This is a genomic window from Nostoc sp. KVJ3 (assembly GCF_026127265.1).
Classification (GTDB): Bacteria; Cyanobacteriota; Cyanobacteriia; order Cyanobacteriales; family Nostocaceae; genus Nostoc.
In genome coordinates, this window is record NZ_WWFG01000003.1 from 155865 (window position 1) to 171585 (window position 15721).

At 40.2% G+C, this 15721-nt stretch carries 16 protein-coding genes and 1 pseudogene; 6 read left to right on the forward strand and 11 right to left on the reverse strand.

All coding sequences use genetic code 11. From position 1 onward, the window contains the following. Positions 1-34 precede the first annotated feature (34 nt). The 9 genes and pseudogenes from GTQ43_RS31975 to GTQ43_RS32015 all read right to left on the reverse strand — a co-directional run bounded on the left by GTQ43_RS31975 (position 35) and on the right by GTQ43_RS32015 (position 7190). On the reverse strand, positions 35-547 hold the full coding sequence (locus tag GTQ43_RS31975; RefSeq protein ID WP_265276761.1) for a transposase domain-containing protein: 513 nt from the start codon (positions 545-547) through the stop codon (positions 35-37). A 40-nt stretch (positions 548-587) separates the two neighbouring features. Then, positions 588-1012 (reverse strand): annotated as a pseudogene (locus GTQ43_RS31980) (ester cyclase). 227 nt (positions 1013-1239) lie between these two features. Further along, complete coding sequence (locus tag GTQ43_RS31985) at positions 1240-1392, reverse strand: glutathione S-transferase N-terminal domain-containing protein (protein WP_265276763.1); 153 nt, start codon at positions 1390-1392, stop codon at positions 1240-1242. After that, on the reverse strand, positions 1379-1609 hold the full coding sequence (locus GTQ43_RS31990; protein ID WP_265276764.1) for a hypothetical protein: 231 nt from the start codon (positions 1607-1609) through the stop codon (positions 1379-1381). The genes GTQ43_RS31985 and GTQ43_RS31990 overlap by 14 nt, the downstream gene beginning before the upstream one ends. 110 nt (positions 1610-1719) lie before the next feature. Further along, positions 1720-2085: a MarR family winged helix-turn-helix transcriptional regulator gene (locus tag GTQ43_RS31995; protein WP_265276765.1), complete on the reverse strand. Its 366-nt coding sequence runs from the start codon at positions 2083-2085 to the stop codon at positions 1720-1722. A gap of 220 nt (positions 2086-2305) precedes the next feature. Next, the gene (gene ybaK / locus GTQ43_RS32000; RefSeq protein ID WP_265276766.1) at positions 2306-2776 is read right to left on the reverse strand and encodes a Cys-tRNA(Pro) deacylase; all 471 of its coding nucleotides are present in this window, start codon (positions 2774-2776) and stop codon (positions 2306-2308) included. Between the two features lie 172 nt (positions 2777-2948). Continuing rightward, positions 2949-3533: a hypothetical protein gene (locus tag GTQ43_RS32005; RefSeq protein ID WP_265276767.1), complete on the reverse strand. Its 585-nt coding sequence runs from the start codon at positions 3531-3533 to the stop codon at positions 2949-2951. Positions 3534-3649: 116 nt separating this feature from the next. Further along, positions 3650-6619: a Tn3 family transposase gene (locus GTQ43_RS32010; RefSeq protein WP_265276768.1), complete on the reverse strand. Its 2970-nt coding sequence runs from the start codon at positions 6617-6619 to the stop codon at positions 3650-3652. A 58-nt stretch (positions 6620-6677) separates the two neighbouring features. Continuing rightward, positions 6678-7190 carry a double zinc ribbon domain-containing protein gene (locus GTQ43_RS32015; RefSeq protein WP_265276769.1) on the reverse strand — a complete coding sequence of 171 codons (513 nt, stop codon included), beginning with the start codon at positions 7188-7190 and terminating at the stop codon, positions 6678-6680. Between the two features lie 84 nt (positions 7191-7274). Between GTQ43_RS32015 and GTQ43_RS32020 the strand changes: the two genes are divergently transcribed. The 3 genes from GTQ43_RS32020 (at position 7275) to GTQ43_RS32030 (ending at position 11780) form a co-directional block, all read left to right on the forward strand. Next, positions 7275-8159: a tyrosine-type recombinase/integrase gene (locus GTQ43_RS32020; protein ID WP_265276770.1), complete on the forward strand. Its 885-nt coding sequence runs from the start codon at positions 7275-7277 to the stop codon at positions 8157-8159. 211 nt (positions 8160-8370) lie between these two features. Then, positions 8371-10821 carry a plasmid replication protein, CyRepA1 family gene (locus tag GTQ43_RS32025; protein WP_265276771.1) on the forward strand — a complete coding sequence of 817 codons (2451 nt, stop codon included), beginning with the start codon at positions 8371-8373 and terminating at the stop codon, positions 10819-10821. 251 nt (positions 10822-11072) lie between these two features. Further along, on the forward strand, positions 11073-11780 hold the full coding sequence (locus GTQ43_RS32030) for a hypothetical protein (RefSeq protein WP_265276772.1): 708 nt from the start codon (positions 11073-11075) through the stop codon (positions 11778-11780). Here GTQ43_RS32030 and GTQ43_RS32035 read toward each other — a convergent pair whose 3' ends face one another. Both GTQ43_RS32035 and GTQ43_RS32040 read right to left on the reverse strand, forming a co-directional pair. Next, complete coding sequence (locus GTQ43_RS32035) at positions 11781-12575, reverse strand: sugar phosphate isomerase/epimerase family protein (RefSeq protein ID WP_265276773.1); 795 nt, start codon at positions 12573-12575, stop codon at positions 11781-11783. Continuing rightward, positions 12575-13276, reverse strand: coding sequence for a hypothetical protein (locus GTQ43_RS32040; protein ID WP_265276774.1), 702 nt, complete (start codon positions 13274-13276; stop codon positions 12575-12577). The genes GTQ43_RS32035 and GTQ43_RS32040 overlap by 1 nt, the downstream gene beginning before the upstream one ends. Positions 13277-13437: 161 nt before the next feature. Between GTQ43_RS32040 and GTQ43_RS32045 the strand changes: the two genes are divergently transcribed. From GTQ43_RS32045 to GTQ43_RS32055, 3 genes are all read left to right on the forward strand, one after another. Next, entirely contained in the window at positions 13438-13785 is a 348-nt protein-coding gene (locus tag GTQ43_RS32045) for a hypothetical protein (RefSeq protein WP_265276775.1), read from the forward strand. An 88-nt stretch (positions 13786-13873) separates the two neighbouring features. Beyond that, positions 13874-14440 carry a GIY-YIG nuclease family protein gene (locus GTQ43_RS32050; RefSeq protein WP_265276776.1) on the forward strand — a complete coding sequence of 189 codons (567 nt, stop codon included), beginning with the start codon at positions 13874-13876 and terminating at the stop codon, positions 14438-14440. A 205-nt stretch (positions 14441-14645) separates the two neighbouring features. Then, complete coding sequence (locus GTQ43_RS32055; protein ID WP_265276778.1) at positions 14646-15659, forward strand: alpha/beta hydrolase; 1014 nt, start codon at positions 14646-14648, stop codon at positions 15657-15659. Positions 15660-15721: the final 62 nt, after the last annotated feature.

Here is a 15721-nt window from a genome sequence, read left to right on the forward strand (position 1 = left end):
TTATTTTACCAATTAGAGGTTTTACTTAGCAAAGTTACCTTGGCAGACTACTAGTTCCCTTTCTACTCCCTGGATATCCAAATACTCTGGCATTGGCAGTACTATCTGGCACATCCAAAACCGTACCGTCTACTGCCATGACTCGCAGTCCTCCTAAAAATGCCCCTGGCGTTTGTGGTGTCCCTAATGGCCGGACTATTTTTTCAAATAGCTGGCTCATTACCCGACATCCTAATCTCTGCCTCGCTTCGCTGATTGAAGAACTACTTGGTGCTTTCCAATACTGTCCCAATCTTGTCCATTGCCTATTTAATCCCTGAACTAAATTCTTCAAGACGGTTCCCATTGAATCCGATGCCCACAAACTCATCGCTATTACTAAACAAACTGTCAGTTGCGATGGCAATTTTCGCTTACGTTCTTCAACACTGCCTGTCTGCGCCAAACTTTGTACAATTTTCTCCGGCGAAATCACCGTTTCTATTGCTCTCAATATCAACTCTGCTTCAACTGTTGGAGCGATGAAAGAGAAATCTTTTAGCTGCACTAGTCTTTGCGATCGCTATTTCAGGACAACAATTGTCACTTTACAACAATTTTAACCTTAACCGAGAAGTATTGAGACCTGCCGCATCAGAAACAGACCAATGCTCGGCGATCTTGCCATCTTGAACACGATCAATTCTGATCACTGATGTTGAGATGGTTTTGCCTGTTGGTAGAATGCGCCACTGTGTCTGCCTTTGCTTACGATATATGTAACAACCCGATTCCCTTCCGCAACCTGCTGCATGATTTCAATCTGGATGTCGGGGAAAGCAGAGAAAAAATCATCAAAGAACGAATCGTGATAAACCCTAAGCGCGTCAAGTCCTCGATTTTCTGATCCTGGCATTGCGTGATTGATACAATCTTCTGTCCAAAAGTCTTTCAAAGCAGCAAGGTTTCGACCTTTCCAAACTACTTGAATAAAGTTCTGGATAATCTGCTTGTTTTTATTAATGTCGCTCATCAGCTTTTCTCCATAGAGTAATTTTCAATTGGTTTTAATAGGTACTTTATAAGAAGGGGAAGGGGGGAATGGCACTAAGAAAAGGGAAAATCGTTGAGGCAGCTCTTGTGCAGAGGAGCGGAGGAGCAGGGGAGAAAGAAGAAGTTTTAAGCATTGCGTTCGGATATTTAGAAATTCCCCTCTGCCCCCCTGCTACTCTGCAATCCTTACGCTGCATACCTTTCAGCTTAACTTAGTGCCATTCGGTTCAGAGCTAAATAGGCATCACTTTTAATGCCTCCTTCTGGCGGTGGCACAATTTCAATGTTTAGACCTTTGCGATAGATGGACAACCGCACGCGGGCGGCAAAGGGTGAAATAGGAACACTATAAAGTTTCATGTGCCTCACTTTCAATGATTGGGTTGATGGAGCTGGAAATCCAATCGTTTGAATCGTGAAATTGCCCTTCGAGATCGGCGATTCGTAGTTCGAGACTTTCGATGCGATCACTCAGAATGTCCGTCTCTCTGAAATCCATCGCTGACTCGAACGCGATGATCCAAGCCCTGAACTTCTGCCACCATGTCATCGGCGCTACGTCCGCAATCGTTTTCATGTTACTGACTCCTTGACACGAGGTGCCGATGATTTCTTTGAATGCTTATCATCAACTGCCAACATAGAGAAATTAAGTGCATATACACTTTTTGGAGCAAAATTTTAGACTTAACGCAAGAGTGCTGTTGCTTCCACTAAATGCGCCAACAAAGTGTTCCATCGTTGCTGTCCAAGTGCTGTCTCAACCATGCTTTGAGCCTGTTTCCACAATGGTAAAGCTTTCGCTAAGACAGCTTCTCCGGCTTCGGTCAAGGCAATGATACGAGTTCGCTGGTCTTGCCCAGGTTCGGATTTTAACCATCCTTCGCGTTCAAGGGGCTTGAGATTCCTGGTTAAGGTCGTGCGATCCATCACTAACATCTTGGCTAACTCGTTGACCGTGGCTGATTTTGCGATCGCTACAGCAGCCAGAATGGTGAACTGAGTCACTAGCAATCCGCTTGGCCTGAGTACTTCGTCAAAGTGTTGTGTCATAACACGAGAAGCCTTTCGGAGATTGAAACAGGCGCACGCCCAAGCCACTTGACCTAAAAGATCAGTGTTGATTGGATTAATGTGTTTATCCATAGGGTAAGTGTATATGCACTTATTTTTGATGTCAAGTGCCGGCTAAAAACATTGTCTTACCAATTAGATTATTTGAAGTAGTAATCGCCTTACACTTTCAGGATTAAACTCACGAAAATCTCTAATACTAATTTTGTACAATTGCTCCCAAAGTGCCATTGACGGCACGTAAATAATCATCTGGCGATAGCAGAAGCAACATACCTCGCATTCCACCAGAAACAGTAATCTGCTCAAATAGAGTTGCAGTTTCATCAAGGTAAACGGGATAGTCTTTTTTGCTAGCTAAAGCTGTCACACCGCCACGGATGTATCCTGTTAGTGGCTGGACTTCCTTCAGGGCAACTGTCTCAACCTTGCGGTTTCCCGAAATTCGCGCCAAGGCTTTTAAATCTAAGTGAGCATTTCCTGGCACAACAGCAAAATAGATACCTGTTGTGTCACCTCTGACTACTAGAGTCTTAAAAACTTGCTCTGGCGGAAGACCAACTTTGTGTGCTGTACTTTCAGCAGCCAGATCGTCAGGGTTAACTTCATAGCTCAGGATTTGGTAGGAAATACCTAGTTTATCCAGTAGTCGAGCGGCATTGGTTTTCATCAACCTTTCGTTATTTTAAGCTTTAATATCTTAGTTTCTCAAGCTTGTAAAAATATATCCTTGCTTTATAGAAATTCTCTATTCAATAGCAACAGGATAATAAAACTTATTTTTAATGACTTGCAAACCTAAATTTTCTACCTAGATAAAATAGCTAGCTCCTACAATGAAATTATCCCAAGGAAATTCCGCTAAATTTTTGAAATAGTTTAGTAGCATAGGAGTCAGTCATACCAGATATATAGTCTGTAATTTTCAGAATTTTTTCGTAGCTATCATCCTCCAAATTTAGATGATATTCTTTCGGAAGCATTTGATAAACTAATTTGGACTTATTGTTATTATTGAAGATGGTGTTAGCAAACTCAGTAAATAACTTGGCTAAAACTTCGTATCCAGCAACTTGGATACTAACTACATCCTGATGCTGAAAAACAGTATCACTAGTTTGTTTTCCAATTTCTTTTAGATGCTCTGCATAATCACTTAAAGATAATAAACCTTCTTCAAATTCTCCTGAAAGAATTTTTACTTCATGATCTAAAAAAATTTTAGTTGCTTCTCTTATAAGTTTATCAATAGCTTTAGCACGCAATCGTTTAACTTTTTCATCCTTGCTATCATCATCTTTTTGAATATCAATATCTGCAATCTTATTAAGCAAGTCTTTAGCTTGCTCAAATGATATATAACCCATACGATGTCCATCTTCTACATCAACAATTGAGTAACAAATGTCATCTGCTGCTTCAACCAAAAAAGCAAGTGGATGTCTACACGGGGTACAGCCGGGATACGTGCAAAATGGGACACGTTGTAAAGTTATGTAAACAAAAACTCTACAACCCTTGCCAGAACTACCTTCATAATTTCTCAAGCCAAAACTAAGAGCTTGTCATCATCCAACAAATTCGGTACAGTCTCCATATCAATCAAGTAATCGCCGAAACGCTTGATATGACTCGTCATATAAGGACTCAACGCCGCCACATCTTCACGAGTAATCAAATAACCAGCTTTCAGGAAATCACGCAAAACCTCAGTCAAATCTACAACATTGTGGAAGATCACAGCATTAGCAACCAAATCATTATATTTAACAATCTTCTCCTGCTCAATTGGGTCATTATTAGCAATAACTCCAAAACCACCGAAGAAAAACCACTTTGAGAAACCGTTATAAGACTCAACAATATTCGTTGCCGCAGTAATCTGTTGTCGTAACTTCATATCCGAAATATATTGCAACAGAAATACCGTCCTGATTACCCGTCCTAACTCCTGAAAAGCTTGGTATAATCTGTTTTTACGACTATAGTTTCCCAGTTTTCGTAACAGCACCGCACTCGAAATCTTGCCAGTTTGAATCGACAGCACAACCTGTAAAATATCTTGCCAATGGGTTTGAATTTTCTCCCAATCAATCGCATCCTTGAACAAAGAATCAATATGCTTGTAAACCGTATCATTATCTGGGCGGAAGAAATTTAAATCTTTCCAATTCCGAATCCGGGGCATTAACTTAATCCCCAACATATGTGATAATGCAAACACAGGCGTTGATTGCCCTTGAGTATCTGCGTGAATCGTATGAGGCTGAATATCAGAAAGATTTTTTAACAAACCCTCAATAATATAAACAGCCTCCCAGGTTCCGCAGGAAATAAAATGACTAAATAGCGCCACATAGGTATCAGAAACATGGTGGTAAGCAATGCCTCCGTAGCCACCATAGCGGATATGATACTCAGAGAGTAAATTTTCTTCGTAGAGTTCGTACTTAGTCCCATCAGCCGCCGCAGTTGTCCCATCACCCCAAATGCTCGGAAGCTTTAAAACATTGTAGCGATTAATAATATCCACAAGGGCTGCATTCAATTTATCCACACTCACATGACGCCGATTAACAAACGATATTTCCTTACTTGTGACAATACCCCGCATGTGTCTTGCAGCTTGAGTCGGCCCCAAATTACAACCATAGGTGAAACTAGTCAACAAATAACGTTCTGTCGCCCGTTCTAATTTCGGATCGCTGCCGCTCATCGGCCCAAAATGGCGTGTAAAATTAGTCCAATAATCGACATTCCGCAGAATATCAATCAAATTACGTTCACCAAACCTTTGTTCCACAGCCTCAAGTAAAGTCTTAGCTGATGGACTCAAATCATGACGTGGAGATTTTTTTAATACAGGTTCACCCAAATCATTAATCACAAGTTGACGATTATCTGGATAACCAGCATCCACTTTAAAAGCCGTATCAGTCAACAAAGACTTGAGTTCGTAAACATTACCAACCGCATCACTAGCAAAACCCAAATCTCCACAATACTGGTCAATCAGTGGTAAACATTCTGACCAAGGCAACAACTGTTCTCGGTGGTCAGCGTAATTCTCACTTCCCTTGACGCAAATATCCCCCGACCTCAATTCAGCCATTAAGTAAGAAAAAACACAAACTTCCAGATGGCGACGCACAATTTTAGTTTTGTTTCCTTGTTCGACGAATAAAAGTTTCTGCCATTGAGGAGAAGCAAAATCTAAATCAATAGTATTATTGAAGAATTGACCCCGCCGTGACTGATTTTCTAAAATAAAATTTAATGCCTCAACTACACTTTGTTCGTTGGTAGTGGATGAAAACTTCAAAGCACCTAGCAACCGAAAGAAAGTACTGCGATGACTTTTATAAAATTGCCACAATAGGGGAAAATAATTATTTCCCTTATAGGCATTTATCGCCTCACATTCAGTTAATAGTTGTTCAGCACCACCGGATGGAATGAGTACTTGATTAACTCGCTCGACCGGATCGACAGTCTGAACTTCTGGCGGTTCATCAACCAATACTTGTAGAACATTAGTGAAAACCCCCAGTAACTTCTCAACCGTTGATTGATATCTTTGTTTGATAAGTTCTAATTCTCTTTTGGCATGATTATGAATTAACTGCATTTTTTTGAGAAACATCTCGACCAAATTATCTCGCGTCATCACGCTTGCCGAGTAAATCAGGCATAATATTAGAGTAATTCGTTTTGGCAAATTAAACTCTTTGATTTCACTCGCATCTAATACTCTCGCTTCAGCAGCAAAGTGTTGAATCTTAGCTGCTGTCATATCAGCAAGGAGTGGTTTAATATCTCCCAAAGAATCAAGCCAGATTGAATGTACAATTAAATCATTGAGATGATTGCGGGTTGGGCGTTTAGGAAGTTGCTTGAGATTATTGTAAAGACTTCTATATTCGACTGGATGATTATCTAAAAGGTCGAGTAGACGTTGTTGATAATCATTACTTAGGCGACTAAGTACCAAATTGAATAGGTTTTGATTGACTACATTCCTAACTCGGCGTACTAATCTATTTAATGTGTTAAATCCTGGTAATTCATATCTATTTTTAATTAGTTCGGCAATTGCCACATTCATTAAATCAGCAGGATTATCCATCACCTGGGCTGATTCATTCACCGCAGATACCGCTAAATGCAGCGCAGTCTGATTAAAAGATTTAACTTGAAGATATTCGCGGATAGCTGTTCGATGTCGGTACATTGTTTTGTTATTTTCATAACCTAAAACAATATCAAGAGCAAATTTTAAATGACTGCGAATATGGTTAATAATTTTCAGTGGGATATCTGCAATCGATGGAAAGTAACCCAGTCTTTGGAATGATTTTAAAATGACGAGCAGACTCAAAATATTACTTTCACCTTTCGTCGTATTGTAAGCGAAAGCAATTTCGGATTTAGTTGGAGTATAAATCTCAGTAAGTTCTTTGGTGGTAAATTGGCGTTTGAATCTAGGATAAGCGGTACGTTCAATTGATGTCACACTGATATTGATGGATTGTCCATACTGGTATTGCTTTTATAGATATAAAACAAAATCTTCACTTTTTCTTGGTTCGAGAGTTTTTTCTCAAAGCATGCTCTCTGTTACTACCAATTTCAACAATCGTATTTTTGTAATAAAAGCCGCAATAAGGACAGTAGGAATGCTTGAAAGTTGTCACTGATTTACCACATTTGAGACAGTGGGCAACAAGCTCAAACCCGCACATAAAGCAGTACAATGACCTGATATCGTTCCAAATCGGTTCTGTGGGTGTCCCTGGAGTCCAGCATTGGGGACAAAATTTAATGCTGGTAAATGGTTGCTGTATTTCCTCATCGCTACAAATTCCTTCTAAGTACTCAATTGGTATCGATAAAGCCCTAGCTAGCCCCCGACGGGTTTTGTGATTTAATCTCGTCGTGATCCCCCGTTCTATTTTTCCGTATGTATGCAGGTGAATACCAGCCTGATGAGCTAGCTGATTTTGACTCATCTTTAATTCCACACGCAACCGCTTAATGTAGTCGCCAATCGGTTCCTGTGGCATGGGTGTCTTCAAAGTATCCATCAAGAATCATCATTATTATTCTAAAAAAGATATATTAAATAATGATTGTTTGTCTCGATAGAAATTACATAAATTGGAGAGAAATTGACTGTTACTTTAGCCACTGTTATTACTGAGTTTTTGTCACGCCCGGATTTAGCTAAAAGTACCAGACGTACTTATGAATTGGTGTTGAAACCAATACTTGGAGAATACGGTATTTGGGAGATTGAGATTATCGGTAAGCAGACTTTAATTGAGTATTTAAGAAGTTTGGATGATTGCAGCTATACAACTCATCGCAAGTACCAAGCAATACTACAAAGTTTGTTTAATTTCGCTGTGGAGCAAGGTTATATTAAGTTTAATCCCATTAATGGTTTAAAACAGCGTCAACCAAATCCTGATAGGGGAGAACATAAAACTGATTCTGTAGTAAGATATTTAACACCTGAACAGTTAAATATCCTTTATTATTCTGTTAAATCTGACCTACGTATGAATGCTATAGTGCATCTTCTACATCGCTCAGGTTGCCGTATATCAGAGCTTTTAGCGTTAAATATAGATGATGTTAACCAAGACTTATATAAATTTCAAGTACTTGGTAAAGGTAACAAACGGCGTTGTTGTTATTTTAGTGATGGGGCTGCCGAGGCATTAAGTAAATTTATCTTATATGAGCGCCACAATACCGTAGATGCACTCTTCACAGCACAACAGCCAGTGACTAAAGTTGTTAGTAGAATTAGCTATCGCACTGTGCATGAATATTGGCGAGAGTTAATAAGTATATATCCGGAGCTAGTCGGAGTCAGAATCCACGATTTACGGCATACTTTTGCTACTGAGCGTGTTGGGCTAATGGGTATTGAGGAATTGCGGGCACTGATGGGGCATGAGAATATTCAAACAACTCTACGTTACCAAAAAGTTACGTCTGCTAGGGCGGAAGAAGTTGCACGTCAGGCTTTAAAAAGTTTAACTTAAATTCTTAAGAGTTTATATTTTGACAATGCTTTTTACTATGAAGATTAAAATTATTATGCTGATATTTAGCACGAGTTTTTATACAAAATAATCATGTTTTTGCTGGTAGTTGAAGAGAAGACACTATACTCTGCGTCAAGAGAGTGAGTTTTGGGAAAAACTAACCCATACAGTTTGCATTATTGCAAGTATATTAACAAAACTTTGCATCGTGTCCCATTTTGCACGTATCCCGGTTGTACCCCCCATTGGTAAACCTTTGCTCATCCCAGACTTGGCGCATTTTGCCACATCCGGTAGATTTGTCAATATCTGCTTTGACCACGATACTAAGCCCGAAACTGTTCAAAGAGTAAGAACAGCGATTACTCGCATGGGGCGATTGCTCATAAACTCTGGTTGCCAGCTACGAGTGATTGACCTACCAGGAACCGAAAAGGGAGTTGATGATTTTGTCGTTGCCCAAGGCTGTGATGCTTTTCATGCACTGTACAACACCGCCGAAACATTGGAGCTATGGGAAATCAAATTATTCACCTTGTTAACTTATCCTCCAGCCATCGCACTCAACCAACGATTCCTGAGTGGGCTGATTGCACCAGAAGGCGAAAAGCTGATTGTCCTCAAAGCTCCCAAAGGCACGGGCAAAACCGAGTGGCTGTCCTCTGAAGTAGCCAAAGCACATGACCAAGGGCGTAAGGTACTCATCATCACCCACCGCATTCAACTGGGTGAGGCGTTGTGCGATCGCTTCGGCGTTGATTATGTCAGCGAGATTAAAACCTCTGACACAGGTGGTTTGCTTGGGTATGGCGTGTGTGTTGATTCGTTGCACAAAGATAGTCAAGCGCGATTCAACCCCAACGACTGGTCAAACGATGTCATTATTATTGATGAGTGCGACCAAGTTTTCTGGCATTTGCTCCACTCTACAACAGATGTGGCCAAGCGGCGGGTAGCGATACTGCGAAATTTCAAGCAGTTGGTACAGAATATTTTGGGCAGCGAACACGGCAAAATCTATCTGTCTTCTGCCGATGCCTCAGATACCGATATCAAGTACATTCTTTCTCTGGCAGGAGAATATAAAGTTAACCCGTTTGTAATCGTAAATAATTATCAGCCTGTTTCTGGCAAGTGCTACAACTACTCCGGCAGTAATCCCAAGAATTTGATTGCCGCGTTAGACAAGGCGATCGCAAAAGGGGGACATCATTTATTATGTTGTTCTGCCCAAAAAGCAAAGTCAAAATGGGGGACGCAAGCCCTTGAACAACGGTTTAAGCAGAAATTCCCACATCTACGAATTTTGAGAATTGACAGTCATTCTGTTTTAGACCCGAAACATGGGGCTTTTGAGTGTATTGCCCATCTCAACGAAATCCTCACGCAATATGATTTAGTAATAGCCTCACCCAGCTTGGAAACAGGGGTGTCTATCGACATTCGAGGTCATTTTAGTTCAGTCTGGGGAATATTCCAGGGAGTTCAGCCTGTGGACTCTGTACGGCAGATGTTGGCACGGTTACGGGAAACTGTTGACCGTCACATTTGGGTGAGTCAGTACGGAATGGGGACTGTGGGCAATGGTTCAACTTCTATGGGTGGATTATTGCGAAGTCAGGATATCGCAACACAAGCCAATATCGCTCTGTTGTCAGCTTCGGATAATGATGATTACTCATTCATTGATCAGAACTTTCAACCTGAATCTTTACAAACCTGGGCCAAGCGTGGGGCTGTTATCAACGTCGAGATGCGCCGTTATCGTGAATTTGTGCTGAAGGGTTTGGAAAGTGATGGGTACACCCTTATTGATGCTGATGATTCTGACCCCGACGAAACCAAGGAAGTCGTCAAAGAAGTGAAAGCAGCATCCAAAGAATTGTATAGGAGTGAATGCCTGGGGGTTTCTAAATCTGAAGATGTGTCAGATGACGAGCTGAAGAAGCTGCAAGAGAAGCGGGTAAAAACGAAAGAAGAAAGATACCAACAGCGTAAGGGTGAATTGTCCCGACGTTACGAAGTTGAAGCGACACCCGAATTAGTCGAAAAGGATGATAACGGCTGGTATCCCCAACTGCGGTTGCACTATTATCTCACTGTGGGGCGGGAGTTTTTGACCAGTCGGGACAGCAAACGGGCAAAGGCACAGGCTGAGGCTGGGGAGAATGCTATTTGGAAGCCAGATTTTAACAAGGGGCAGATGTTGTCGTCGGTGCTGTTCTTGGAAAGCCTTAATCTGTTGCAGTTGCTTACGCCTGGGGAGAAGTTACGAGGTTCTGATCAGAGAATGCAGAAATTTAAGGCGATCGCACTACAGCATCGGTTCTTGATCAAGAATTACCTGAACGTGACTATTTCGGAAAAACTGACTTCCATTGCGATCGCTCAGAAATTGCTGGACAAGATTGATCTGCGGCTGTCATACATTGGGCGGTTAGGGCCGAGGGGGAAGCGGGAGTGTGTTTATAAATTTGTTACTCCTAACGATGGGCGTGATTGTATTTTCAAGCAGTGGTTAAGTCGGGAGTTGGTGTCAGTCAGTAGTAATATAAATGTACCAACACCAATTACTGACACAACATCACTCCCCAGTAATGAGGATATGGGCGGACAGGAAAACCCCACTGATTCATGGTGGCAGCAGGTTAATCCCTAATCGTATTTTCAAAGAAATACGATTCATGTCCACAATCGCAACGAAAGGATGATGGATACATTTCTATTGCCATCTTAAACGCCACGATAAATACTCTCAAATACTACCATCTTTTATGAAATGAACGATTGCCTAGAGCAGTGGCGAGTGTCATTAACGGGATTTTCATGAGTTCTGTCGGAAAAAATAAATTTAAACGGTACAATAGTACATTTATACTATATAATTCCTACTAAATTGATTCAAAACACATGAAGCAAGTAGTTAGACAAATTAAAGAGCGAATCAAATTCGAGTTTGAATTAGAAGCAATTAAATATGAATTGTGGAGATTAGATGACTATGAATATAGAAAGCTTCAAAAAAATAGTTTTTTTATTAAAGATGAAGATTCATTCTTCAAGAATATTTACTTGTCTGAAAATAAAAGCCAAGACAATTTGAACCTAGCACAGTCGTTTATCACGTTAACTTGGCTTTTTGGAAATAGCAGTGATTCATTTGATAGTTGCAAAGGCTCTTTTAGCTTCCCATTATTACTAACTATTAATAAAACAATAGGAAATTTTTTCTATTTATTGCATATTTTTGATGCTAAAGGCTGGATATATTATCGAATATATAAAGTATTTGAAGATGAATCAGACATACCTCCAATCCAGAATGAAGTATTTGAATCAGAGTTTACACGCCAAGAAATTAATAATTTTCTCGACTATATACATAGATATATTAGTGAGTCTTTTAAAAGTTTAAATTCTGTAACTGCACCCGAACCATTTTTGAAAGCAATTGATGCAAGCTTGATAGTTTACGGTTATTACAATAACCAGTATATTGAGGAAGGATATAATAGTAAGCAGTCATATCAAGCAGCACTTAAAAGATTTCGGTTACTAGGGCTTTGGCCTTGGCAATCACAGAATATAAGTGGTTTGTTACAAACTATTATCAGTTAACTATCGGAAAGTTAAAGCAGCGATCCGGTCGTACTCTTGCTGCACTACTGAAACAGGCAATCGATTTAATCGGCTCTCTAACACCAAGGGAATTCCCTTTGGAAAATTAGTAATCTGAGATAACCACCAAGTATTGGCCGTAATCCGCGAATGTATATCTTGCCGTCCATCATTGTCTGAAATGTGAATTTCTAAAAGTTTCTCTGGTGGAAGTCCCAACCATTCATTCAACAGTATTTCGGTTTTGTCACGCCAAATGTTGAGATGGGCCAAGTCCACAACTATCTTGACCTGGGGAACATCTTGGCAAAATTGAGCAAGTTCTGAAGCATTATCCAAAAGGTTCTCAACAGTGCTATTTGTGAGTGTAGGATACATTGTTTCTACACCCAAAGCAATACCTCGCGTTAGACAAACCCGATGAAGACGATGAATATTTTCTACAAATGTTGTGTATGCTAAAACGCGTTCAGTGGTTTTACAAAAGTTTCCTCCATGTACTGAATAAGCGGTAACATCTATACTAGCTAGATAATCTGCCAATCGTTCAAAATATTTCCAATCTTGAGGTTGAGCTAGATTGAAAGGATAATGGCGTGCGCTGCAAACAAAAGCATGATGCGCTCGATAGAGCATTCCCTGTTGTCTAAAATCCTCTACTGCTTGCGCTGAATCAGTATCAGGTCGAGGCCCAATTGCTAGCTCAACATACCGGATTCCTGCATTCCAAAATATTGTTAATGCTTCACGGGTTGAAACTCCACCATAGGCTGACAAGCTCAAATACAATTGCATTAGTCTTCCTCTATGGATGAATAATTAAAAATAGCTCTTCTAGGTTTAAGTGCGAATATTTTGAGGGAGTAACCTACTAATGTGCTGATTTCAGCCGCTAATTGCTGTTTTTGTGACTCTGGATATTCCATATCTCTAAGTAAATATTTTACGTCACCATAAATGTAGTCCTCAATTTGCCCTTTTATAGAAGTTTCACTACACTCGTTCACGTTATATATGCGTTTTAATGGTATTTCATTGATCGAATGCTCAATTGAACCTAATTTTAGAGACAGAGTATAGCTATACCCGATAAAGTTACGTTCGTCATCATAACCATTCAGGTCTTCGTGAGTTTGGTAGTTGCTCAAACCTATCGGTAGTTTGAGCATCGCCAATAACCAAGTAGTTGGATCTTCTGCAATACTAAATTCTGATTTGCGCGTATACCAATTATTACTTTTAGTCTGTTTTAACTCTTGTACAAATGCTCTTAATCCTGGCATTGGCAACAAGCAACGAGCATCAGTAGCCAGAGCATCAGTGATCCGTTTAAGTTCTATTGCTTGTGTTTCTACTAAGCTCTGTTCTGCGTCACGAATTTCTTGCATTCGTGTAATGACCAACTCTTGCAAAGAAGCAATTTGTGGATCGAATTGGCTGGAATGATCTTGTACTAATTCTTCATACAAAGAAAATAGGGAATTAGAATCTGCCATAGCATTCCTCAATTTGGAAGTACAAAATATTAATAACTATTGCAGTTTGAAGCTGTTGAACCTGGTTTGATAGTTCTTTTGTACTAATATACCACTAACTCTTTCAATCGATGCTTCAACGCAAAATTATTTTTTATCCAGCAGTTGCTAGGAGGATTTTGATGCCCAACTGGAGTGCGATTGAAGCTAGTTTTTTACATCTAACCCAACCACAGCAATTGGGTGAATTAGCATCAAGTCTGGCACACTTGAAGTCTTGGGTACAAAGTAGCGGTTGTAACCAAGTTATTCCAGTATTGTTACACGAAAGTTTGTTGTATTTGTCTTTAATACAGCAAAACAGTGAAATCTATAATGTCGAATTAAACCAACTTCAAGACTTGTTACAAGATTGGCAACGCAATTGGGATACCATCAAGGAGCAATCAAGCCAAAGGTTAAGCATAGCTGATGTTGCTTCTAATTGGTCAGAACGAGTTTTAAATATGTCTGGTTTATTGAGTTCTTAATCAATTAGCCCCTAGTCTGAGCGATCGCCACTGTCATCTCTGTGTTGGAATACTTTATCATGACTCTGGTTGCACTCAACAAACATCTTTGGAACCCCAACAACTCAATCTCTTTGACAACAATACAATTACACCTAGCTATGGTAGTAAAACAGACACTCTGCTGATGAGTGCTGATGCTTTACAAGAATGGAAATCGCGCATACTGACTCATCAGCAACGGCAGCGAGAAAGCCAACCATTACAGCAGACTACACTGTTCGACCTCACTTCCAACCACTGCGATCCCAACGCAATTGACCCACTGAAGCTACACCTTGTCCCAATGTCTTTCTACAGAAAACCTGCTGATAGCTCTGGCGATGCTTGTCTATATTTTATTTTGGATTCAGCAGTTGGGTTAGTGCTATATGTTGGGGAAACTTGCCGCAGTAATAAGCGGTGGAAAGGTATTCATGACTGCAAAGAATACATTGCAAGTTACCAGAATTTGCATTCTCGGTATGGGTTGACGACGGCTGTGAATGCAGCGTTTTGGTGGGATGCTCCGGTTGACCGACGCGCACGGCAGCAGTTGGAGTTGAAGTTGATTCTAAAGTGGCGAAGTCCTTTTAACAAGGAGAATTGGGAACTGTGGGGACAGCCTTTTAACTAAATAGAAATGCTGGTTTTGCGAACTATCAAGTTAGGGGCTGGATGAGCTATGGCAACCAGAGGGAGCGTTTAGAGTGAATACTCATCAATAATAAAAAATGTTTCTCGCTTCTGACAGACTAACTTAAGAATATGTCCTCTGCTAGATTTGAAGTAACTACTTAATCAATAAAGTGAACTATATATGTGAACACAATAAGTAATAAATGAAAGTTGGCATTCAAAATACAGCAGAAATCCTGGAGCAAGTTCACCAATTAGAGTCCACACTAGGTCTGAAAAATGAAGCCTGTCGCTCCAAATTTTTAATTCATCCTTACTTCACGTCAAAAGTTTTTTTGTTTTTGCATGGTTTTACAGCAGGCCCCTACCAGTTTGAGCCGCTTGGTCAAGCCTTCTTTAACAAGGGACATAACGTTCTAATTCCTTTACAGCCCGGTCATGGACGCTCAGGAAACTGGAGTTGTAAAAATCCCCCACCACTCCCAACAGATATTCAGATATATCAACAATTTCTTCTCAAATGGTTGCAGATTGCAAAAACACTAGGCCAACAAGTTGTAATTGGTGGATTGTCAACAGGTGGAACTTTAGCTGCTTGGTTAGCTTTAGAGCATCCCCAGGAGATTGCCAGCACTTTATTATTCACCCCTTATTTAGCTAGCCGTTACTCACTATTAGATCAACTTATCAAAATCCTACCAATTTACTTTGAATGGTTTAACAAAGACGCATCTGGCAATTTTGGTTATAAAGGTTTTTGTCTCAAGGCATTACGGATATTTCTTCAGTTAGCAAAGGAAGTTTCAGAAAAGGCTCAAGGCTGTGTTTCCGCTCCTATTTTAATGGTATGTAGTGAAGCAGATCGCGCTGTTAACCTTTCCAAACAACAAGATTTTTTCCGAAAGGTAGTTAAACAGCAACCGAAATCCTGGTATTACTGTTTCGATGATTCGCTTCACATTGAACACCGAATGATGACAAAACTGGAAGACAATGATTATGAGGAGCTTGTAATTACTCTTGCGAAAGCATTTGTTGAGAGTGATTTGACTTGGGTAGAGTTTGAGCAAATAGCAAAGCAGATAACCCAGGGACAAACCTATGACCAAATCATGCTCAAACTCAACTTTGATGGACAAGTTTCTCAACAGCTAGCTGCAATGATGACTCAAGCTTTTGGCTGTGAGCATCTCAACTGCATCGATCCAGATTCCTAAACCCACGGTCTTCCTTAAAATGCCCAATTTGGCAGCAATTGAACGCACTCTGTAAAGCCATC